This is a genomic window from Lonsdalea quercina subsp. quercina, from assembly GCF_000688695.1.
In the GTDB taxonomy this organism is placed as follows: domain Bacteria; phylum Pseudomonadota; class Gammaproteobacteria; order Enterobacterales; family Enterobacteriaceae; genus Lonsdalea; species Lonsdalea quercina_D.
This window is the reverse complement of sequence record NZ_JIBQ01000013.1, coordinates 79025-100884: the sequence shown is the minus strand read 5'-3', so window position 1 is coordinate 100884 and position 21860 is coordinate 79025. Positions and strand designations below refer to the sequence as shown.

General features: G+C 57.5%; 22 protein-coding genes. 5 read left to right on the top strand and 17 right to left on the bottom strand.

The window, feature by feature from the left end; all coding sequences use genetic code 11:
• Positions 1 to 83 precede the first annotated feature (83 nt).
• The gene (locus SB13_RS17410; protein WP_072000256.1) at positions 84 to 362 is read left to right on the top strand and encodes a hypothetical protein; all 279 of its coding nucleotides are present in this window, start codon (positions 84 to 86) and stop codon (positions 360 to 362) included.
• Positions 363 to 372: 10 nt separating this feature from the next.
• Here the strand turns inward: SB13_RS17410 and SB13_RS13515 are convergent, their stop codons facing one another.
• The 6 genes from SB13_RS13515 to ugpB all read right to left on the bottom strand — a co-directional run bounded on the left by SB13_RS13515 (position 373) and on the right by ugpB (position 6437).
• On the bottom strand, positions 373 to 1329 hold the full coding sequence (locus SB13_RS13515) for an AEC family transporter (RefSeq protein ID WP_026740867.1): 957 nt from the start codon (positions 1327 to 1329) through the stop codon (positions 373 to 375).
• Between the two features lie 177 nt (positions 1330 to 1506).
• Positions 1507 to 2256, bottom strand: coding sequence for a glycerophosphodiester phosphodiesterase (gene ugpQ / locus SB13_RS13510; RefSeq protein WP_026740866.1), 750 nt, complete (start codon positions 2254 to 2256; stop codon positions 1507 to 1509).
• Entirely contained in the window at positions 2253 to 3329 is a 1077-nt protein-coding gene (locus SB13_RS13505) for a sn-glycerol-3-phosphate import ATP-binding protein UgpC (RefSeq protein ID WP_026740865.1), read from the bottom strand. The genes ugpQ and SB13_RS13505 overlap by 4 nt, the downstream gene beginning before the upstream one ends.
• A 6-nt stretch (positions 3330 to 3335) precedes the next feature.
• Complete coding sequence (gene ugpE, locus SB13_RS13500; protein ID WP_026740864.1) at positions 3336 to 4184, bottom strand: sn-glycerol-3-phosphate ABC transporter permease UgpE; 849 nt, start codon at positions 4182 to 4184, stop codon at positions 3336 to 3338.
• The gene (gene ugpA / locus SB13_RS13495) at positions 4181 to 5068 is read right to left on the bottom strand and encodes a sn-glycerol-3-phosphate ABC transporter permease UgpA (RefSeq protein ID WP_026740863.1); all 888 of its coding nucleotides are present in this window, start codon (positions 5066 to 5068) and stop codon (positions 4181 to 4183) included. Before ugpA ends, ugpE begins: the two co-directional genes overlap by 4 nt.
• Before the next feature lie 49 nt (positions 5069 to 5117).
• Positions 5118 to 6437, bottom strand: a complete 1320-nt coding sequence (gene ugpB, locus SB13_RS13490) for a sn-glycerol-3-phosphate ABC transporter substrate-binding protein UgpB (protein WP_026740862.1) — start codon at positions 6435 to 6437, stop codon at positions 5118 to 5120.
• A gap of 532 nt (positions 6438 to 6969) precedes the next feature.
• On the opposite strand from ugpB, the gene SB13_RS13485 reads away from it, so the two are divergent.
• Positions 6970 to 8640, top strand: coding sequence for a methyl-accepting chemotaxis protein (locus SB13_RS13485; protein WP_026740861.1), 1671 nt, complete (start codon positions 6970 to 6972; stop codon positions 8638 to 8640).
• 171 nt (positions 8641 to 8811) lie between these two features.
• Here SB13_RS13485 and SB13_RS13480 read toward each other — a convergent pair whose 3' ends face one another.
• The 6 genes from SB13_RS13480 to SB13_RS13455 form a co-directional block, all read right to left on the bottom strand.
• Positions 8812 to 9990 (bottom strand): aminotransferase-like domain-containing protein, encoded by a 1179-nt coding sequence (locus SB13_RS13480; RefSeq protein ID WP_036150909.1) that lies wholly within the window; start codon positions 9988 to 9990, stop codon positions 8812 to 8814.
• A 60-nt stretch (positions 9991 to 10050) separates the two neighbouring features.
• Positions 10051 to 10752, bottom strand: a complete 702-nt coding sequence (gene livF, locus SB13_RS13475; RefSeq protein WP_026740859.1) for a high-affinity branched-chain amino acid ABC transporter ATP-binding protein LivF — start codon at positions 10750 to 10752, stop codon at positions 10051 to 10053.
• 4 nt (positions 10753 to 10756) lie between these two features.
• Positions 10757 to 11527, bottom strand: a complete 771-nt coding sequence (gene livG / locus SB13_RS13470; protein WP_026740858.1) for a high-affinity branched-chain amino acid ABC transporter ATP-binding protein LivG — start codon at positions 11525 to 11527, stop codon at positions 10757 to 10759.
• Positions 11524 to 12798, bottom strand: a complete 1275-nt coding sequence (locus SB13_RS13465) for a high-affinity branched-chain amino acid ABC transporter permease LivM (RefSeq protein WP_026740857.1) — start codon at positions 12796 to 12798, stop codon at positions 11524 to 11526. The genes livG and SB13_RS13465 overlap by 4 nt, the downstream gene beginning before the upstream one ends.
• Complete coding sequence (livH, locus tag SB13_RS13460) at positions 12795 to 13721, bottom strand: high-affinity branched-chain amino acid ABC transporter permease LivH (protein ID WP_026740856.1); 927 nt, start codon at positions 13719 to 13721, stop codon at positions 12795 to 12797. The genes SB13_RS13465 and livH overlap by 4 nt, the downstream gene beginning before the upstream one ends.
• A 79-nt stretch (positions 13722 to 13800) precedes the next feature.
• Positions 13801 to 14913, bottom strand: a complete 1113-nt coding sequence (locus SB13_RS13455) for a branched-chain amino acid ABC transporter substrate-binding protein (RefSeq protein ID WP_026740855.1) — start codon at positions 14911 to 14913, stop codon at positions 13801 to 13803.
• 401 nt (positions 14914 to 15314) lie between these two features.
• Between SB13_RS13455 and panM the strand changes: the two genes are divergently transcribed.
• The gene (gene panM, locus SB13_RS13450) at positions 15315 to 15716 is read left to right on the top strand and encodes an aspartate 1-decarboxylase autocleavage activator PanM (protein WP_026740854.1); all 402 of its coding nucleotides are present in this window, start codon (positions 15315 to 15317) and stop codon (positions 15714 to 15716) included.
• Positions 15717 to 15816: 100 nt separating this feature from the next.
• On the opposite strand, the gene rpoH is transcribed toward panM, so the two are convergent.
• The 4 genes from rpoH to ftsY form a co-directional block, all read right to left on the bottom strand.
• Positions 15817 to 16674, bottom strand: a complete 858-nt coding sequence (gene rpoH / locus SB13_RS13445; RefSeq protein ID WP_026740853.1) for an RNA polymerase sigma factor RpoH — start codon at positions 16672 to 16674, stop codon at positions 15817 to 15819.
• A gap of 264 nt (positions 16675 to 16938) precedes the next feature.
• The gene (gene ftsX, locus SB13_RS13440; RefSeq protein ID WP_026740852.1) at positions 16939 to 17919 is read right to left on the bottom strand and encodes a permease-like cell division protein FtsX; all 981 of its coding nucleotides are present in this window, start codon (positions 17917 to 17919) and stop codon (positions 16939 to 16941) included.
• Positions 17912 to 18580: a cell division ATP-binding protein FtsE gene (ftsE, locus tag SB13_RS13435; protein WP_026740851.1), complete on the bottom strand. Its 669-nt coding sequence runs from the start codon at positions 18578 to 18580 to the stop codon at positions 17912 to 17914. Before ftsE ends, ftsX begins: the two co-directional genes overlap by 8 nt.
• A gap of 5 nt (positions 18581 to 18585) precedes the next feature.
• The gene (ftsY, locus tag SB13_RS13430; RefSeq protein WP_026740850.1) at positions 18586 to 20196 is read right to left on the bottom strand and encodes a signal recognition particle-docking protein FtsY; all 1611 of its coding nucleotides are present in this window, start codon (positions 20194 to 20196) and stop codon (positions 18586 to 18588) included.
• Positions 20197 to 20497: 301 nt separating this feature from the next.
• Here ftsY and rsmD point away from each other — a divergent pair, with 301 nt between their 5' ends.
• Both rsmD and SB13_RS13420 read left to right on the top strand, forming a co-directional pair.
• Positions 20498 to 21073, top strand: coding sequence for a 16S rRNA (guanine(966)-N(2))-methyltransferase (gene rsmD, locus SB13_RS13425; RefSeq protein ID WP_026740849.1), 576 nt, complete (start codon positions 20498 to 20500; stop codon positions 21071 to 21073).
• Between the two features lie 31 nt (positions 21074 to 21104).
• Positions 21105 to 21389: a DUF1145 family protein gene (locus SB13_RS13420; RefSeq protein WP_026740848.1), complete on the top strand. Its 285-nt coding sequence runs from the start codon at positions 21105 to 21107 to the stop codon at positions 21387 to 21389.
• Between the two features lie 45 nt (positions 21390 to 21434).
• Here the strand turns inward: SB13_RS13420 and SB13_RS13415 are convergent, their stop codons facing one another.
• The gene (locus SB13_RS13415) at positions 21435 to 21761 is read right to left on the bottom strand and encodes a DUF1820 family protein (RefSeq protein ID WP_026740847.1); all 327 of its coding nucleotides are present in this window, start codon (positions 21759 to 21761) and stop codon (positions 21435 to 21437) included.
• Positions 21762 to 21860: the final 99 nt, after the last annotated feature.

Sequence of the window (21860 nt, the reverse complement as noted above, 5' to 3'; positions counted from 1 at the left end):
GGTACACCACCCCAGCCTGCGGGCGACGGCGTAACGATTAACGACTAAACTTAGGCGACAAGCGGCTTTCCCGCGGAGGACGTATGTACCACAACGTGATTCGGACAGTCATGCTCGGCGTTTTACTCTTGCCGATGACCATGTCGGCAAATGCAGCCCCCTTGCCTTCAACCCAGCAACAGCAGTTTGAAAACGGCATCAGCAGCCAGAAGCGGCTACAGCAGCAGATGCAGCAAGACCAGAAGTTGCAACAGCAGCGCTTGAATCAAAGCATCCAGCAAAACAGCGCCGCCCGGCAGCAACAGCTCAGGCAACAGCAGCAACAAACGCAACAGCGCGTGATGCCGTCCACTACGCCTTAACTAAGCGGAGTTAGATCCGCACGCCCATCAGCGTCAGAATGAGCGGCGTGGTCACCGCCGCCAGCAATGTGGATAGCAGCAGGCTGGCGGCCACCGGTCCGCCCAGTGCGTTGAACTGGCGCGACATCAGATAGATATTCACCCCCACCGCCATCGAGCCCAGCAGAACGACGGCCCGCGTCTCCATTTCCGGCAAGCCCAACGCCACCGCCAGCACCCAGACAACCCAAGGCTGCACCAACAGTTTGATGAAGCAGATGGCCGCGCTGATTCGCCAGCCGTCGCGGATTTGATACTCCGCCAACCCCATCCCCAGCGCCACCAGCGACAGCGGAACGGCGCTCTGGCCCAGCATATTCACCGAACGCTCAGCAATCTCCGGCAACGGCAGGCCGGTAAAGCCGAACAGCGTGCCGGAGAGAATCCCGATAATCAGCGGATTTTTGAGCACGCCCCGCGCGGTAGCGGTGAATCCCTGAAGGGATAGCGAGCCATTGCGGGCCCACTCGACGGACACGGTGACCAGCGTCCACAGGATCAGACCATTGAAGATCAGCACCAGCGCCACGGAGGGGATCGCCTCAGGTCCCAACATCATCGTGGCGATAGGCAGGCCCAGCATGACGTTGTTGGAGAAAATGCCGCTCAGCGCAAAGACAGAGCCGGATACGCCGTCCAGCTTGAACACCCGTCGGGCCACCACGCGGCCCAGCACAAAAACCACCAGGCAACTGCCGAAAAAAGCGATCAGCAGGCGAGCGTCCACCGCGGGCCGGTCGGCGAAATCACACATCATACGGAACAGCATCGCGGGTAGTGCGATGGCGAAAACGAAGCGGGTTAACGCATCAGGTACGACCGTCGGCCAATGGCCGATGCGGATGAGGCCGTATCCCAACGCAATCAGAACGAACAGCGGTAACGACAAATAGATTTGGTGCCAAAGTGAAACGATAAACGCGGACATCCCCTTCTTCCTTAACGTTCGCGTCATCGCCCCATACGCCGCCCGATAGCGGCAGATTCGCCTTACCTTCCTGGTAAAAGCGAGGCTGCCGGAGAGCCATATCAAGTGCGGATAGGGATGGAAAACGCCGAAATTTAACCGACATGCCATGGCGGATACCGGCTCCGCCGGGCAGGTTTAGTCGGCGATCTCCGCTGCCCCGATCAAATCTATCCGGTCGGTGCAGATAGCGTCAACACCCCNCCGCAATAAGTCTTCCGCCCGTTCCGGCTGGTTGACGGTATAGACCAGAATTCTCAGTCCGGCCTGCTTCAACTGCGCCACGCGCGCTTCATCAAGCAGCGCATGATTAAGGTGAATCGACACGCACGCCAGCCGTTGCGTCAGCGTCAGCCAGTCTTCACGCCACGCGTCCAGCAGCAGCCCGCGAGGCAGTTCAGGCGCAGCCTGTTGAGCCGCTTCGAGCGCTTCGACCGAGAACGAGGACAACAGCGGCGGAACGGCGCGATGTTGCCACAGTTCGCGCGCCGCTGCTGCGACGACCCGGCCGGTTTCCTTTTCCTCACCGGTGGTCGGCTTGATTTCGATATTGACCAGAATATCGTAACGAACGCTGCGCTGCGCCACATCCGCCAGCGAAGGCAGATGTTCGCCGCGGAATGTCCGGCCAAACCAGCTGCCCGCGTCCAGCCGGGACAGCTGCTCCCAGTTCTGCTCGCCCGCAATCCCCCAACCGTTGGTAGTGCGATCCAGCGTGTCGTCATGCAGTAGGAAAACCTGCCCGTCGCGCGACAGTTTGGCGTCAATCTCAATCATCCGATGGCCGTAACGCGCGCCGGCGTCAATCGCCGCCAGCGTATTTTCAGGCGCCAGTGAACCGCCGCCGCGATGGGCGACATAAGCAGGATAAGGCCAAGAGTGTGTCATAGTTCCATCCGTAATCCGCTCTGCGAATCAAATATATGCCACGACAAGGCCGGCACATGCAGCCAGAGGGTAGCGCCCACGGCCGGACAATATTCGTGCGACAAGCGCACGACGACATTCTGCCCTGCCCACTGCCCATACGCCAGATTATCCGCACCCAATAATTCCACCGTGTCGACCGTCATCGCCACGGCGTTGTCCGGGCCTTCCGCCAGAAGAATATGTTCCGGCCTGACGCCTAGCGTCACTTCCCGTCCCCGCCACGCCGGTTTCGACGCCGGAAGCGTTAGAAACAGGTCGGGGGACAAGATAAGCCGGTCGCCATCGTCGCCGATCCGGCCCGAGAACAGATTCATGGCGGGCGATCCGATGAAGCTCGCGACGAACAGCGATGCCGGGCGGCGATAGATTTCAGCGGGCGGGCCAATCTGCTCGGCCACGCCTTTGTTCATGACGATCACCCGTTGCGCAAGCGTCATCGCCTCCACCTGATCGTGCGTGACATACAGGCTGGTCGTTCTCAGCCGTTGGTGCAGCTGACGCAGCTCAAGCCGCATCTGGACACGCAGCCGGGCATCCAGATTCGATAACGGTTCGTCGAACAGAAACACCGCCGGTTCACGCACGATGGCGCGTCCCATCGCCACCCGCTGGCGCTGTCCGCCGGACAGCTCTCGCGGCTTACGCGCCAGCAACGGCAGGAGCTCCAGAATACGCGCGGCTTCCTCGACCCGTTTGCGAATCTGCTCTTTGCCGAACCCCCGAATCTTCAGCCCGTAGGCCATATTCTGGTAGACACTCATGTGCGGATAGAGCGCGTAGTTCTGGAACACCATCGCAATGCCGCGATCTTTGGGCTCGCGCTCCGTCACCCGTTCGTCGCCGATATAGATATCGCCGCTGGTGGTCTGCTCCAGACCGGCGACCATGCGCAGTAAGGTCGACTTACCACAGCCCGACGGCCCGACCAACACCACGAATTCCCCATCAGCGACGTCCAGATTGATGGGCTTGATGATCTGCGTTTTACCGTCGTAGGACTTAGTGACGGCCTGTAATTTTAAAGATGTCATAACGTCTTATTTCTCGCTATCAACCAGTCCACGGACAAACCAGCGCTGCATTAGCAGCACAACCAACATCGGCGGCAGCATGGTAAGCAGCATCGCCGCCATCACATGCTCCCAGCGAGTCGGGCTATCGCTGCTGGCGATCATGCTTTGAATACCCGCCACGGCGGTGCCGAGACGCGCGTCGCTCACAATCAGCAGCGGCCACAGATACTGGTTCCAGCCATAAATGAAAATAATGACGAACAGAGCCGCCAGATTGGTTTTGGATAACGGCAGCACCATGTCGAAGAAAAAGCGCATCGGTCCCGCGCCGTCGATACGCGCCGCTTCCATCAGTTCGTTCGGCAACGTCATGAAACACTGCCGGAACAGAAAAGTCGCGGTGGCCGAGGCCATCAGCGGCAGCGTCAACCCGGTGTAGCTGTTCATCATGCCGAGATGAGAAATGACTTCCACCGTCGGGAAAATACGCACCTCCACCGGCAGCATCAGCGTGGTGAAAATCATCCAGAAAAAAAACTGCCGAAGGGGAAAACGGAAATACACCATGGCGTAGGCGGACAACATCGACACGCTGATTTTCCCCAACGTAATGGCGAACGCCATGATGAAACTATTGATCAACAGCCAGCCGAACGGCGCGCTGTTGTTGTTGCCCACTCCGTGCAGCCAGATGGCGTTGAGGTTCTGCCATAAATGGCTGCCGGGGATGAGTGTCATTGGCGCCTGCGAGGCCTGCGCCTGATCCAGCGTCGCCGTCACCACCGCGACATACAGCGGAAACAGCACCACCAGCAGCGCCACCGCCAGCATGACATGGCTGAAAATATCCAGCCCGCGCCGATTCTCAATCATTGATAGTTCACCTTACGCTCCACGAAGCGGAACTGGATGACCGTCAGCACGATCACCAATACCATCAGCACCACCGACTGCGCGGCCGAACTGGCGAGATCCAGCCCGGCGAAGCCTTCGCGATACACCTTATAAATCAACGTGGTCGTGGCCTGCACCGGTCCGCCTGCGGTTGCGGCGTCAATCACCGGGAAGGTGTCGAAGAACGCATAGACCAGATTGACTACCAGCAGGAAGAAGCTCACCGGTGAGATCAACGGCAGCACCACATTAAAGAAACGCCGAACCGGACCCGCGCCGTCAATCGCAGCCGCCTCAATCAGCGATCGCGGCACCGACTGCAGCGCCGCCAGGAAAAACAGGAAGTTATAGCTGATCTGTTTCCAAACCGACGCCACCACCACCAACAGCATCGCCTGACCACTGTTCTGGGCGTGGTTCCAGTCATAACCGAAGTGATGCAGCCAGTAGGCGATGATGCCGAGACCCGGATTGAACAAGAACATCCACAGCACCGCTGCTACCGCCGGCGCGATGGCATAAGGCAGGATCAGCAGCGTCTGGTAAATCCGGCGCCCGCGCGCCACATGGTTGACCAACGCCGCCAGAAACAGGGAAATCACCAGCCCGAAAAACGTGACCAGCCCGCTGAACCACAGCGTGGTGTAGAACGACTCGAGGTAGTAAGGATCGTGAAACAGCTGGATAAAGTTATTTAGCCCGGCAAAGCGGCTCGACAGACCGAACGGGTCGACGTCCTGCACGGAGTACCACAGCGCTTGCCCGGCGGGCCAGAGGAAGAACAGCGCCGTTATCGCCAACTGTGGAAAAACCAACGCATAAGGCAGCCAGCTGCGGCCAAAAACGGGGCGGGAAGCATTCATCGGATTATCTCAATAGAGGCAGGCCGAGTCCTTTCGGCCTAAAACACACTTACCGGGTGGATTGTTCGAAGCGGCGCAGTTGCATGTTCCCCCGCTGTACTGCCGCATCCAGCGCCTGCTGCGGCGTTTTCTTGCCGGTCCAGACACTTTCCAGCTCTTCGTCCACGATGGTGCGGATTTGCAGCATATTGCCGAGACGCAGACCTTTGGTGAACGGCAACGGCGGTTTGTTCAGCATCTGACGGGTGGCGATATCCGCGCCGGGGTTCTGCTGATAGAAACCCTGCTGACGCGTCAGGTCGTAGGCGGCGGAGGTAATGGGCAGATAGCCGGTTTTCTGATGCCACTCTGCGGCGATCTCCGGCTTCGCCAGGAACTGCATGAACTTCGCTACGCCATGATAAGTAGCTGAATCCTTGCCATTCATGACCCAGAGGCTGGCTCCACCGATGATGGCGTTTTGGGGAGCATCCTTCACATCGGCGTCATACGGCATCATGCCGACGCCGAAGTTAAATTTCGCGTACTGGCGAATCCCCGCCAGCGATCCGGAGGAGGCCGTGATCATGGCGCAGTCGCCGTTATAGAATTTTTCCGTCGATTCGTCCTTGCGCCCGTAGTAGGTGAAATCCCCTTTCTTGTTCATGGCCTCCAGCAGGGCGATATGTTTGACCTGAGCGGGCTTGTTGAACTCAAGCNCCGCGTCGGGGCCGTCAAAGCCGTTGTTTTGACTGGCGAACGGCAGACCATGCCAGGCGCTGAAGTTCTCGAGCTGGATCCATCCCTGCCAGCCGCTGGAGTAGCCGCACTTCATGCCGGCGGCGCGCAGCTTGGCCGTGTACTCCGCCATCTGCTGCCAGGTCTTCGGCGGCTGTTCCGGGTCCAAGCCCGCCTTTTTAAATGCATCCTTGTTGTAATAAAGCACCGGCGTGGAGCTATTGAACGGCTGAGACAACAGATGGCCGCTTTTGGCATCGGTGTAATAGCCGGAGACCGTCGGCACGAACACGCTCTCATCGAACGGCACGCCCGACTGCTGGAACACCTCGTAAACCGGTTTGATGGCTTTGCTGGCCATCATGGTGGCCGTGCCTACCTCATAAACCTGCAGGATCGCAGGCGCGTTGCCGCTACGGTACGCGGCAATGCCCGCAGCCAGCGTCTGTTCGTAGTTGCCCTTGTAGACGGGCACAATCCTGACGTCGTTCTGGCTGTGGTTGAAGCGGTCCGCCAACGAATTGACCGTTTTTCCCAGCTCCCCTTCCATCGCATGCCAGAACGGGATATCAGTCACCGCCTGCGCCTGAGAAGTGAGGGTCATCGCCATGACGGCGCTGGCGGCGACGGTGCGGATTGCGTGTTTCAACATGCCAGTCTCCTGCAAAAATACCGTTTAGCCCCCGGAGGGAGCCATAGATGTGGCAGGTAACATGACATTTTCAGATGACAGAAAAATAACTTTTAGATGACAAAAAAATGACACCCCTGAAAGAGGCACATTCAGCATGCATGTGCCGAAACACACGGCATTAAGAAGGAAATTCGAGTCACTCACCGCCAACACTGGCTTGATAAAACCTCAATGAATATAGGGAATGCGAGGGTTTGTCGGATGATCGCAAGCATATGATAACGCCCTAAATCGCTTTCGAAGGCTTTTGTCATCTCCATAACATTACCTCCCTCTTTGCCGCGGGTCTGTTATCAATATGTTTGGAAATTGGTAGTACAGGCTTGTGGAACGCAGCCGATAAAGACCCCCGAGGGTTCCTAAATGGTATGTCGCCATATGGCAGTAAAGGCGATTGCCAATGACATACCGCGCTCGGCCCCGCTTTACATTTTTCGACACCCGGAATTCACCATGAAAAATTAGGTGTCCGCCAACCCAAAGGGACATTATGAAATTGCTAAAAAACATGAAGCTCAGCACCATGCTGGGCAGTGGTTTTTCGTTGGTCATTGCAATCGGCTTTATGGTCGCTCTGTTCGGCCTGTTTCAGCTTAAGCAAATCAGCGCCAACGTTCAGACGCTGTCAGAGCTCCGCATTACCCGTCTGCTGCAGTTCCAGGAGTTTAAAGACAACGTCAACATCGTTGCCCGCTCCGTCCGTGATATTGCACTGCTGAAAGATCGCGACCAAATGCTGAGCCGACAAAAGCAGATTGAAGACATCATCACGGTCAATACCACCACACTGAATGACATCAGCCGCTCCATTTCCACGCCGGAAATGTCGAATTTGGTCAACCAGCTGTCTCAGGTTCAGCCGGGTTATGTCGCCGCCGTCCGCAAAGCACTCACGTTAGGACTGGCGAACCGGCAGGATGAGGCCCGAGATACCATCCTTACGGATGTGCACGATGAGCAGGACAAAATTTTCAAGGCCGTCGACAATATTCTGAACTTCCAGAAAGAAGCCACCATCAGCGACGCCGAACAGTCTGGTCATCAGGCCAACCGCTCCGGTGCGGTGATGGTGGCTTTAGCCGTCCTCGTCGCCGTACTGGGCGGAATGACAGCCTGGCTGATTACCCGTCGCATCATCAACCAGCTGGGTGGCGAACCGGCCTATGCTGCTGAAATTGCTAAAGATATATCCAAAGGCAACCTGGCCGTACACGTCAAGCTGCGCGATAACGACGCATCCAGCCTGCTGGCCGCGATGGAAGAAATGCGCCACAGCCTGAACAATACGGTTAATCAGGTTCGCCAGAGCAGTGAGTCAATTGCTACTGGTTCCAGCCAGATCGCGATGGGCAACACCGATCTGAGCCAACGGACGGAAGAGCAGGCGGCGAATCTTCAGCAGACGGCGGCGTCGATGGAGCAGATCAGTCAGACCGTCAAACAAAACGTAGATACCGTGCGCATGGCGACAGAGCTGGCGAAGTCCGCCAGCGACTCTGCGACCAAAGGCAACACCGTGGTTAGCGACGTCGTCAACACCATGAACGAGATCACCTCCAGTTCCCACAAAATCAGCGACATCATCAGCGTCATCGATGGCATCGCGTTCCAGACTAATATTCTGGCGCTGAACGCTGCGGTAGAAGCCGCTCGAGCAGGTGAACAGGGGCGTGGATTTGCGGTCGTGGCCGGTGAAGTTCGCTCTCTGGCACAACGCTCTGCCTCCGCAGCCAAAGAGATCAAAGACCTCATCACGGAAAGCGTGGAGAAAGTTGAAACCGGTTCTAAGCTGGTCGGCAACGCGGGCACAACGATGGATGATATCGTCAATCAGGCTCACCGCGTCGCGGACCTGATTAGCGAAATCGGCGTCACCACCCACGAACAGCAGGATGGCATCACCCAGATCAATGATGCGGTGAACCAGCTTGATCAGGTGACTCAGCAGAACGCCGCATTGGTGGAAGAGTCCGCCAGCGCCGCAGACAGCCTCAGCTCTCAGGCGTCTAATCTGGTCGACCTGATGCAGGTATTTAACGTGGAAGGTGCGCAATCACTGCCAGGCGCCAAAGCGCCCGTCAAGAAACCCGCAGTCGCGTCAAAGCCTAAACCGGCGTTGACGAACGCGGGCGGCAGCGAAGACGACTGGGAACGCTTCTGATATTCCCCACGGAACTGCCGCGATGATGCGGCGTTCCGGCGAGTTGCCGCCTAACAGCGGCACGTCGTGCTAGTCCGGCCAATGGCCTGCACGGCATGGCGCATCGCGATGCCTTCCTTCAAGCCCCGCGCCTATGCGGGGCTTTGACTTCTGACGAAAATCAGCCCTGATTTACAACGCCCGACGCAGTCGCGCCACGGCTTCATGCATCTGCTCTTCCGTCGCCGTCGCGAAAGACAAACGCAGCGTTGAACGGTCCGGCCGCTCGGCGAAGAAGAACTCGCCCGGCACAAACACCACGCCCTCTGCCAGCGTCTTCTTCAACCACTCGGTCGTGTCGAACGGCTCACGGAATCGCGCCCACAGGAACATGCCGCCTTCAGGCTGGTTGAAGGTCAACACATCACCGAGCCTCTCTTCCATCAACGCGGAGAGACGCTCGCCTTTTTGTCGGTAAGCGTGACGAATGGTTTCAATCTGCTGAGGCAGGCGGCCCAACCCCAGATAGGTCTCGACTATCGCCTGGGAGAGCGCGCTGGCATGCAGATCCGCCGCCTGTTTGATAATGGCAACATTGTGCAGCAACCACTCGGGCAGTACGGCCCAGCCCAGTCGCAGGCCCGGCGCCAGCACTTTGGAGAACGAGGAGAGATACACCACGTGGTCGTCATGTCCGGCCGCTTTCGCCAATTGGTACAGCGTAGGATGACGCGTCTCGGTAAACCGCAGCTCGCCGTAAGGATCGTCTTCGATAATCAGAAAATCATGCTGCGCGGCCAGCGCCACCAGCTGCTTGCGCCGCGCGTCGCTCAACGATACGCCGCTGGGGTTGCCGAAGTTCGGCACCAGGTACACCCCTTTGATACGCTGTGTCGCCAGCAGCGCTTCCAGCTCGTCGACGACCATGCCCTGATCGTCGGAAGAGACCGACCTGATCTGGGCTTCCGCCAGCTCCAGCGTCTGCAACGCCGCCAGATAGGTCGGTCGCTCAACAACGAAGACATCCTGCGGATTGACCGTGGCGCGCATGACCAAATCCAGCGCCTGCTGCGATCCCGCCGTCACGACGATACTGTCCGCGATGGTCTGCACGCCGCGTAAGGCGCACAGTTCGGCAATGCGCGCGCGCAGCACCGGGCTACCTTCGGTCAGACCATACTGGAATGCTGCTTCCGGCTGCTCGACGATCGCCCGCGCCGTTGCCTGACGCAGACCGTCGAAGTCGAACAACTGTTCCGAGGGGATGCCGCCTGCTAACGAAATCACCCCGTCCATTTTACTTTGCTCCAGCAATTCGCGAATCGCAGAACTTTTCAGGCGCGCCATGCGCTGCGCCAACAACCTGCCCATTGCTATAACCATCTCACTTGTAAAAAGAAACAGGCCGGGAAACGCCCGGCCAAGCGTAGTTTAGCCGCCCAGATAGGCGGAACGCACCGCTTCGTTCGCCAGCAGCGCCGCCCCGGTATCTTCCAGCACCACGCGGCCGTTTTCCAACACATATCCGCGGTCGGCAAGGCGTAACGCCTGATTGGCGTTCTGCTCCACCAAAAAGATGGTCATCCCTTCTTCGCGCAGCTGCTGAATGGTGTCGAAAATCTGCTGAATGACAATGGGCGCAAGCCCGAGCGAGGGTTCGTCCAGCAACAGCAGACGCGGCTGGCTCATTAACGCGCGGCCGATTGCCAGCATCTGTTGCTCACCGCCGGACATGGTGCCGGAACGCTGAGTACGACGCTCACGCAAGCGGGGAAACAAGGTATACACCCGTTCAATGCGCGCCTGATACTGCTCACGTTCGGCAAAAAAACCGCCCATCGCCAGGTTCTCTTCCACCGTCATGCGGGCGAATACCCGGCGGCCTTCCGGCACAATGGCGATGGCTTCACGCATGATCCGCGCCGTCGGCCAGTCGGTAATATCTTTGCCGTCGAACACGATGGAGCCGGTAGACGCCCGTGGGTCGCCGCACAGCGTCCCCAACAACGTGGTTTTTCCGGCGCCGTTGGCGCCGATCAGGGTGACGATTTCGCCCTGATGAATATGCAGGTCGACCTGATGCAGCGCCTGGATTTTACCGTAGTGCGCCGATACCTGATTTAATGACAACATAACCTTATCCTTCACCCAGATAGGCACGGATCACATCCGGGTTATTACGAATCTCAGCCGGCGTGCCCTGTGCCAGCGGCGTCCCCTGATTCACCACGTAGATGCGATTTGAAATCCCCATCACCAGCTTCATATCGTGTTCGATCAGCAGCACGGAGACCTGATGGCTATCGCGCAGATCGACAATCAGGTCGTTCAGCTCGTCGGTTTCTTTCGGATTCAGCCCCGCGGCCGGTTCGTCCAGCATCAGCAGTTCCGGACGCGTGACCATACAGCGGGCGATTTCCAACCGGCGCTGCTGACCATACGCCAAATTGCCGGCCTGCCGATTCGCCAGATCCCGCAGCCCCACCCGCTCCAGCCAGGTGACAGCGCGCGCCTGCGCGTCCGCTTCCGCGCGGCGGAAGGCGGGCATTTTCAGCAGACCGGCGAACACGCCGCTTTTCAAGTGCTGATGCTGGGCGACCAGCAGGTTTTCAATTACCGTCATCTCGCGAAACAACCGCACGTGTTGGAACGTACGCACAACGCCCATCCGGGCGATCTGCTGCCCCGGCAGCGTTTCCAGATGCTGGTCGCGTAACAGAATCGTGCCGCCGGTCGGGCGATAAAATCCGGTCAGACAGTTGAATATGGTCGTCTTGCCAGCGCCGTTCGGGCCGATCAAAGAGACGATTTCACCGGCATGCAGGTCCAGCTCGACATTGTTGACGGCCAACAGACCGCCAAAACGCATCATCAGGCCCCGTACCGATAATAGTGGCTGCGTACTCATGCCTGTCCTTCCTTATCCTCAACCTTCAGCTTCATCTGCGGCCGTTTCATCGGCAACAGTCCCTGCGGACGCCAGATCATCATCAGCACCATCAGGGCGCCCAGCAACAGCATGCTGTACTCGTTGAGGTCGCGCATTAATTCACGGGAAACCACCAGCAGCACCGCTGCCAGAATCACCGCAAACTGCGACCCCATGCCGCCCAGCACCACGATGGCCAACACAAAGGCGGACTCGGCGAAGGTAAAGGACTCAGGGCTGATAAATCCCTGACGGGCGGCAAACAGGGTTCCGGCAAATCCGGCGAAGGCGGCGCTAATGGTAAAGGCCGTCAGTTTGATTTTGGTCGGGCTGAGACCCAGCGAACGGCAGGCGATCTCATCCTCGCGCAGCGCTTCCCAGGCTCGGCCCAGCGGCATACGCAGCAGACGGTTGATGATGAACAATGTCAGCACCACCAACAGCAGCGCGACCAGATACAAGAAAATGATGCGATCGCCCGGATCGTAAGCGAGCCCGAAGAAGTTGTGGAACGTATCCCAGCCGCCTTCGCGCGGCGTGCGGCTGAACTCCAGTCCGAACAGCGTCGGCTTAGGAATTTGGCTGATGCCGTTCGGGCCGCCGGTCCACGCGGTGTTATTCAGCAACAGAATACGAACGATCTCGCCGAACCCCAGCGTCACGATCGCCAGATAGTCGCCGCGCAGCCTGAGCACCGGGAAACCCAGCAGAAAGCCGGACAGCGCCGCCGTCAGTCCTGCCAAGGGCAAAGACTGCCAAAAGCCCAGACCGTAATAGTTGCTCAGTAACGCATAGGTATAGGCGCCGATAGCATAAAAACCGCTGTAACCCAGTACCAGCAGGCCGGACAAGCCCACCACCACGTTCAGGCCCAGACCCAGCATGATATAGATCAGCGTCAGCGTGGCGATGTCGACCGTGCCGCGGGACACGATAAATGGCCAGGCCACCGCGGCGACAATCAGCAGCAGCGCCAGTCCTTTCTGCCGCGGCGTACTGCCGTCAAAACTCGGCAACACCAGACCGTTACCGGTAAACTTCTGCGCGCCCCGCGCCAGCAGAGGACGCAGCAGTTGAAACAAAAAGACCACGACGCAACCTGCGGCAATCCAGTACCAGCGCACCTTATCCGCGCCGTGAACCACCAGCTTCGTGCCGTCCAGGCTCAGCTGCATCCCCATCATGAATGAGGCCAGCACCAACAGGACGAACGCCGAGAAGAAAGCATTGAAGACGTTATGCTGTTTCATACCTTCTCCACCTCCGGGCGGCCCAGGATACCGGTGGGCATAACCAGCAACACGACAATCAACAGGGCGAACGACACCACGTCTTTGTATTCGGTACTCAGATAGGCAGACGTCAGCGCTTCCGCAATGCCCAGAATCAGGCCGCCGATCATCGCGCCGGGAATGCTGCCGATACCGCCCAACACGGCGGCGGTAAACGCCTTCATGCCCGCCATAAAGCCGATATAAGGGTTGATGACGCCGTAGAACTGACCTAACAGAACGCCGGCGACAGCGGCCATCGCCGCGCCGATCACAAACGTCAGCGAAATCACTCGGTCCGTGCTGATACCCAGCAGGCTGGCCATTTTCAGGTCTTCAGCGCAGGCGCGACAGGCGCGGCCCATACGCGAATAGCGGATAAACAGCGTCAGCGCCAGCATGGTCAGGAAGGTGACCACCCAGATGGTCAGCTGCATCGTGCTGAGAGTCGCGGCGAAGCCATTACTTTCACCCAGCGTCCACTGACCGTGGATCAGGCTGGGCAACGCGACGTCGCGCGAACCTTGAGTCAGGCTGACGTAGTTCTGCAGGAAAATCGACATCCCAATGGCGGAAATCAGCGCAATCAGGCGTTTGGAGCTGCGCACCGGCTTGTAAGCCACACGCTCGATGCTCCAGCCATAGGCGCTGGAAATCACGACTGCCGCGACAAAAGCGACGCTGATCAGCAGCCAGCCGGTGTCGATGCCCATCATCATCAGGGCGGCAATCACGATAAAGGAGACATAGCTACCGATCATATACACTTCGCCGTGAGCGAAGTTAATCATGCCGATAATGCCGTAAACCATGGTGTAACCAATGGCGATCAGCGCATAGGTGCTGCCCAACGTCAGACCGTTGAACATTTGCTGAAGGAAATAGAGGAATTGCTCGGACATACCTTAAGCCTTTGACGTTGCCCCGCCGTCGGATGACGGAAGGACAACGGTATTCAGGGAGTAATACGGATCCAGTCAATCACTTCACGGAGGAGGAAGTACCGTCTGCGTGCCACTCAAATACACCAAACTCAAACCCTTTCAGGTCACCTTTTTCGTCCCAGCTCAGCGGACCCATCACCGTTTCAACCGGCTTGGCCTTGAGATCGGAGGCCAGTTTGGCGGGCTCCATGCTGCCCGAACGCTGCATGGCGGTGGTCAGAGACTGCAACGCGGCATAGGTCGTCCACACGAACGGACCTGACGGGTCGAGGCTCTTCGCTTTCAGCGACGCCACGACGGCCTGGTTCGCCGGAACCTGATCGTAGCGTTTCGGCAGGGTCACCAGCATGCCTTCAGAGGCCTCGCCCGCAATGTTGGACAGCGACGAGTTACCCACGCCTTCCGGTCCCATGAACTTGGCTTTCAGGCCAGCCTGACGCGCCTGGCGCAGGATCTGTCCCATCTCCGGGTAGTAGCCGCCGAAGTAAACTAAGTCGACGTTCTCTTTTTTCAGACGCGCCACCAGCGTAGAGAAATCTTTATCTCCGGCGGTCACGCCTTCAAACAGGACGACGTTGCCGTTGCCCTTTTTCAGGTTGTCCTGGACGGCGCGCGCCAGACCTTCACCATACTGCTGTTTATCATGCACGACGGCGATACGCTGCGGCTTCACGGTTTCAAGAATGTATTTGACGGCGGTCGGCCCCTGATCGGAGTCCAGCCCGGTGGTGCGTAGAATCAGCTCATAGCCGCGGGTCGTCAGGTTGGCGTTAGTGGCGGCCGGCGTAATCATGATCACGCCTTCATCTTCGTAGATATCCGACGCGGGTTGGGTGGAGGAAGAGCATAAATGACCGATGACATAGCGGATGCCGTCATTAATCACTTTGTTGGCAACGGCGACCGCCTGTTTCGGGTCGCAGGCGTCATCATATTCCACGCCGACCAGCTTATTACCGTTGATGCCGCCCTTAGCGTTGATATCCGCAATAGCCTGACGGGCGCCATTAAATTCCATATCGCCGTACTGCGCGACCGGGCCGGACATGGCCCCAACGACGGCCACTTTGATATCGGCGGCGTTAACAGCGTGACCCAGCGTCATCGCCATACATCCCATCAGCAACATTGTGCCTGTGCTTAATTTCATCCCGTTTACCCCATTCTAATTTTCATTTATTGCGATCATTTTCGGCGCCAACCGTGACTACTCACGCTTTTTTTATAAGTAATAACAAGTTAGGCTTAATATTTGGCAATAGTTAGCAATAAGATTTTATTTTTCATGCCATTAAACAGGAGTTTTATGCTACATAGCAACTCACACACGCAGTAAATCACGGTGTAAACAGCATAAAATTTTAGTCTTATTCCCCAGGGTTTGCTTCATATCTAGTCAGTTATGCTAACCGACATATTGAAAGGTAATTAATAACTCGAAAAATGACCAAACTGAAAAACATTGCCCTGTAAACTGTACATAAAAAATTACACAACCTTTCTGGCGACGACTCACTACAATCCTCTTCGCCATCAATTGGAGCACCTCGCATGAAACTGACCGTGGAATGCCTCACTTCTTTTACCGACCAGGACAAGTTGGACTTAACCCCGCTGTGGCCGCATCAAAACTTTACTCAGTTGGCGCAGAGCCTGACGCCCGATCACCAGCTATTCGCAGCGCGCTTCAACGATCGCCTACTGGGCGCGGTGATCGTTGAAATAAAAAAGGACAGCGCCAAACTCTGCGACCTGCAGATAAGGGACGTCACGCGTCGGCGGGGAGTGGGGAAATATCTCGTCGAAGAAGTGCTGCGGGCGCTACCGCATGTCCGGGAGTGGTGGCTGGATGCGGCCGACCATGCCATGGTCAGCGAAAGTGTGATGGACGCGTTTATGCGTTCCTGCGGATTTGACCCGGTATCCGGCGGTTGGAAATACAGCCGGTCATAAAGCAGGCCGCGCCGTTTCTCTCCGTAAATTTCGCCTGAAAACAACAACGGCCGGGACAAGCCCGGCCGTTGATTTCGGCATTATTCCGTTATTGACCGCGTTAGGCTTCTATCGCCGTCCGCAGCTTTTTCATGGCGTTTTTTTCCAGCTGACGTACGCGCTCGGCGGATACGCCGTAGCGATCGGCCAGCTCCTGCAGGGTGGACTTGTTATCGTCGTCCAGCCAACGGGCGCGGATGATGTGCTGGCTACGCTCGTCCAGGCCTTCCATCGCGTGGGCCAGTTTGTCGGCCGCGTGGCTTTCCCAGTTGTCTTCCTCAATGCCATCGGCGAAGTCAGACGTTTTGTCCTGCAAGTACAGCATAGGGGCCATGCCGTGTCCCGGCTGCGCATCATCTTCGGGCGTGGGGTCGAAGGTCATGTCCTGCGCCGCCATGCGGGATTCCATCTCCAGCACGTCTTTACTGGTGACGCCCAGTTCACGTGCGACCAGCTCGACTTCGTCCTGATTAAACCAGCCCAGACGCTGCTTGGTTTTACGCAGGTTAAAGAACAGTTTGCGCTGAGCTTTGGTCGTGGCCACTTTGACGATTCGCCAGTTGCGGAGTACGTATTCGTGAATTTCCGCCTTGATCCAGTGGACGGCAAAAGAGACCAGTCGAACGCCGACATCAGGGTTGAACCGACGCACGGCCTTCATGAGGCCGATGTTGCCTTCCTGTATCAAATCCGCCTGCGGCAGACCATAGCCGGAGTAGTTGCGGGCTACGTGAACAACAAAGCGCAAGTGTGACAGGATCAGCTGCTTGGCAGCGTCCAGATCGCCCTCGAAATGCAGCCGTTCAGCCAGCGCCCGCTCTTCCTCCGCCGTCAGCATCGGATAGGCATTGGCGGCACGAATATACCCTTCCAGACTGCCCTGGGGAACTAAGGTGAAAGTTTGCATATCTTTGGTCATTCAACCCTCTCATGGTTTGTTTATGTCGTTGGACATGACGAACAATGTCTAACCCACATCAACGTTCAAATCTAGAATTCGCTCATTATTAGAGCGTGATTTACCTCACAAGTTCACACAATTTTATCCATCTTTTTTTACATATCAAGATGGCAGCGCAACGAGATAAATCAGGAAGAAAATGCGTTTCGGGAGGGGATTTTTTCATACTCTTCCCTTGACTATTTCATCCTTTTTACAAGGAAAGAGTATATCAGAAAACCCTTACTCCGGTGTAAAGCGGCGTAAATGTTGAACCGTCGCCAGCCACGCAGCCAGCCAGCCGATCATCGCGGCAACCAGCAGCAATAGCAGTCCTTCATCCCAACCCATCCCTTTCACCGCGAACGTCGTCCCGAAGACGGCGGCAACCTGCGCCGTCGCTGCCGAGAGCTTCCACACCAGCGCCTGAGACAGGATGAGCGACAGCAGCGCGCCGCACAGGCCCAGCATCGCCCCGCCGTTCAGGAACGGGCGCAGTATGAAACCGTCGGTCGCGCCAATCAGTTTCATGACGTTGATGGTATCTCTGCGGCTGAAAATGCTCAGACGAATGCTGTTACCGATCACCAGGAAAACCGCCACAATCATCAGTACGCCGATCGTGAAGGCGATTTGCCCGACTAATCCGGTCATCGCCACCAGACGCGAATACCAGCTATCGTCCATGCGCACTTCATCGACGCCCTCAATGGACGTGATACGATCCCGCAGCGAGGTCATGGTTTCCGCGCTCTGGAACGTCATTTTGGGCGTCACAATCGCCACCGCCGGCAGCGGATTTTCTTCCAGCATATCCAACGCGCCGCCGAAGCCGGACCAGTTGCGAAACTCGCCCATCGCCTCATTGCGCGACAGATAGTTAACCTTGTCGACCCCGTCCGTCGACTGAATTTTGGCGATGACGCCTTCCGCCGCCTTGTCGTCCAGCGCCTTATCCAGATAGATCGTCAACTGCGGGGTGGGATACCACTGCGTCGCCGCCTGGCTGACGTTTTTCCACACCAGATAACAGATGCTCGGCAGCGTCAGGGAGATGGCGATGACCATGATGGTCAGCAGCGTCGCCAGCGGCTGACGCAGCATATCCCGCAGCGTGTTCCCCCAGGCGTAGCGCCATTGCTCCTGCCAGCCGCCCTTGAGCGCACGGGCCTTGCTGACGGGGCGTTTCTGTTTCTCTTTTCTACGGACCTGATGATTAGCCATTGACGTTATCTCCCAGCATATGACCTTGAGACAGCGTCAAAACCCGGTAACGGCGGCTCGCGATCAGCCCCGTATCATGGGTTGCCATCAGCACCNTGACGCCCACACGGTTAAACTCTTCGAACAAGCGCAGGATATCTTCGGATAATTCGTCGTCGAGGTTGCCGGTCGGTTCATCGGCCAACAGCACCACGGGTTTGTTCACCACCGCGCGGGCAATGCCCACCCGCTGCTGTTCCCCGCCGGAGAGCTGGATAGGATAGCTGCGCGCTTTGTCCAGCAGCCCCACCTTATCCAGCGCCGCCGACACGCGACGGCGGATGTCTTCCATCGACGCACCGGCGATGATGAGCGGCATCGCCACGTTTTCATACACGGAGCGGTCCATCAGCAGATGGTGATCCTGGAAAATCATGCCGACCTGACGACGCAGGAACGGGATCTCGCTTTTCTTCAAACGGCTGATGTCATGACCGCCGAACAGAATCTGTCCCGCGCTCGGCCGTTCTATCCCGCAAATCAACTTCAACAGGGTGCTCTTCCCGGCGCCGGAGTGGCCGGTCAGAAAAACCATCTCCGCGGGTCGGACGTGAAAATCAACGCCTTGCAATGCCTGGCGACCGCCACGATACGCCTTACTGACCTGCTCGAAACGAATCATCCGTATTAGTCCTCACGGGCAAAAAGTGCCTCTATAAAATCGTCAGCCTTGAATGGCCTTAAATCTTCGATGCGCTCACCTACCCCGATGTAGCGGATAGGAATACCGAACTGATCGGCGATGGCGAAAATCACGCCGCCTTTTGCCGTCCCGTCCAGCTTGGTGAGGGCGATACCGCTCAGCCCGACCGCCTCGTTAAACAGTTTAGCCTGACTCACCGCATTCTGGCCGGTGCTGGCGTCCAGCGTCAGCATCACCTCATGCGGCGCCTGATCGTCCAGTTTCTTCATCACCCGGACAATTTTTTTCAGTTCTTCCATCAGATGGGATTTGTTCTGCAGACGGCCCGCCGTATCGGCAATCAGCACATCCACGCCGCGCGCTTTCGCCGCTTGAATGGCGTCGAAGATAACGGAAGCGGAGTCCGCCCCGGTATGCTGCGCCACGACCGGCACGTTGTTACGTTCACCCCAGACCTGCAGCTGTTCCACCGCCGCCGCGCGGAAGGTATCCCCCGCGGCCAGCATCACCGACTTGCCCTGAGCCTGATATTGGCGGGCCATTTTGCCGATGGTGGTGGTTTTACCCACGCCGTTCACGCCAACCATCAGAATGACGAACGGCATTTTNCCTTCGATGTTCAGCGGCTCATCCACTTTTTCTAGAATGGCGGCCATCTCTTCTTTCAACAGCGCCATCAGCGCTTCGGCGTCTTTCAGCTGTTTACGGCTGGCATGTTCCGTCAGGCTGGCGATAATCTTGCGGGTCGTGTCCATGCCCACATCCGCAATCAACAGTTGCTCTTCCAGTTCTTCAAACAGATCGTCGTCAATTTTCTTGCCGCGGAACAATGAGACAAATCCAGAACCCAAATTCTGCCGGGTTTTCACCAGACTGCGCTTGAGGCGGCTAAAGAAGCCTTCTTTGGTGGGACGTTCCTGCTCCTGGATTGGCGCAGGTGTTACCGCCGTTTCGGTTTCGTCGATGACCTCTGCGGGCTCGTCCACCGATGGCTGAGCCTGCGTGGCCGCGACCAATTCGGGCTCCACGGCGGCTTCAGGTTCTTCTTCCGATTGGGCTTGGGACGCAATCTCTTCCGGGGAGGCCCCCGGCGCCAGACTTTCCAGCTCATCAATCTCCTGCAGCGCCGCCTGGCGCTCCGACGCGTCGTCTTCCGGCGTGTCTGCCACGTCCTGACGCGCTTCTTCCAGAGCCTCTTCCTGCAACAGGACATCTTCCGGCGATGCGGTTTGCGCCGCGTTATCCAGTTCTTCAAATGCTTGCGGCGCCGCTTCCTGAGCGGTGGCAGTGACCGGCTCGTTAACAGGTTGGTCGACGACGGCCGGCTCTTCCGGCATCTCGCCTAGCGGAGCTTCCGTCGCGGCCTCGGCGACTTCTTCGCGCTCAACGGGCGCCGGCGCGTCATCATCCGGGTTTAACGGCTGGCGTTCAGCCTCTTGCGGCGCCGGGGCTTCAGTAGATACGATCTGCGCATCCGGATCTGAGTGCGCCGTCTCGCCTGATTCCGGTGGGGTCTGCGGTTGCTCAGTCTTTGCTTCTTCCTGACGTCCTAATCCCAGCCAGGAAAAAAATCCGCGCTTCTTCTGTTTAGCCATCTTGTAATTGCGCTCCTCGCCATCCAGTGCAGATGATGAATAATCTATGAAGTCGATAAAGAGCAGAGTTTAACACTTTCCCGACCGCAGCAACACGCGGCGTACGGCCCTGAACGCAGACAATCTGCGTAACCAAGTGTTTCAATATTCGAAGAGAAAAACGGCGGGAGGCGGAAGTTGCGACGCCGTTCAACACGCGACTATCTTTGCATTTCCTCGATTGGCCCTGCCCCGTTAGAATAGCGCTACTTTCAACCCTATACGGTTGCAACCGGTAACGAACCTCAGTGAATGGCAGGCTATGGCAAAACAACACGCGACATCCGCACCCGGACAAATTCGAATCATCGGCGGCCAATGGCGCGGCAGAAAACTTCCCGTTCCCCACAGCCCCGGCCTGCGCCCCNCCNCCGATCGCGTGAGGGAAACGCTCTTTAACTGGCTGGCGCCGGTGATCCAGCAGGCACGCTGTCTGGACTGCTTCGCGGGCAGCGGCGCGCTGGCGTTGGAAGCGCTGTCGCGATACGCGGCTCATGCCACGCTGCTGGAGGCGGAGCGCGGCATTGCGCGTCAGCTCAGCCAAAATCTCTCGCTGCTGCGGGCGGAAAACGCCAGCGTGATCCATACTGATGCGCTGCAGTGGCTGGCTCAGCCAGGAGAGGCCTTTGACGTGGTCTTTCTCGATCCACCGTTTCGACAGGGATTGTTGGACAACACGGTCAACCTGCTGGAAACGCAAGGTTGGCTGGCGGACGACGCCTGGATCTATATTGAAACAGAGGCGGAAAACCGCACCCTGAACCTTCCGGCCAACTGGCAGCTGCACCGCGAAAAAGTCGCAGGCCAGGTCGCCTACCGGCTTTACGCGCGCGGCTGACAGACCGGCAACCTCAGAGGACATTATGATTATTTGGATTAATCTCGGACGATTAGTGATGCTGGGCGTGTGGGCCTTTCTGATCATGAACCTGATTCAGCCCTTTCCGCGGCCGTTAAATATCTTCATGACGGTGGCGATGGTGTTCATGATACTGATGCACGGCATGCAGTATCTGCTGCTGAAAGCCAGTCAGCCGAAGGACGCCCCGCCCATCAGCGGGATGACGCAACTGAGGATCTTCCTGTTCGGGGTATTCGAGCTGATGGCGTGGCAGCGTAATCAGCCGCAGGACAGCAAGCGGAACAAGCGTTAGGCGCAGGGCATCCGCTCACACGATGCGGATGCCTTAAAACAGAAATCAGGGCTTCTTGCCGGGCAGATAAGGGAAAGGGGTCACATTGTCGCCGAGTTCGGCAATCCGTGAACTGCCACGCTCCCGCTCCTTCACCGAATCGATGCGAATCACCGCCTGCAGCGGGATATAGCTGCGATCAACGCCGGCAAATTCGGTCTTCAGCTTTTCCGTACTCGGATCGACCAACAGCTCCGATGGGCTTTCAAACACGAAATCGGCGATTTCGATAAAGCCGAACAGCGCGCTCTGCGCCAACTCTCGCACATAAAGCTGATAGTTCTTGCCGTTGTTCATAAATTGAATGCGATAGAGTGCGGATTCATTACTCATTCAACAACATTCTCCCCTTCGAGCGATTAACATGACGTACTGCCGCCTATCCGGCGCTACCTTAGCATGATGCCCCCATACCCGCATCCGCCATCCTGC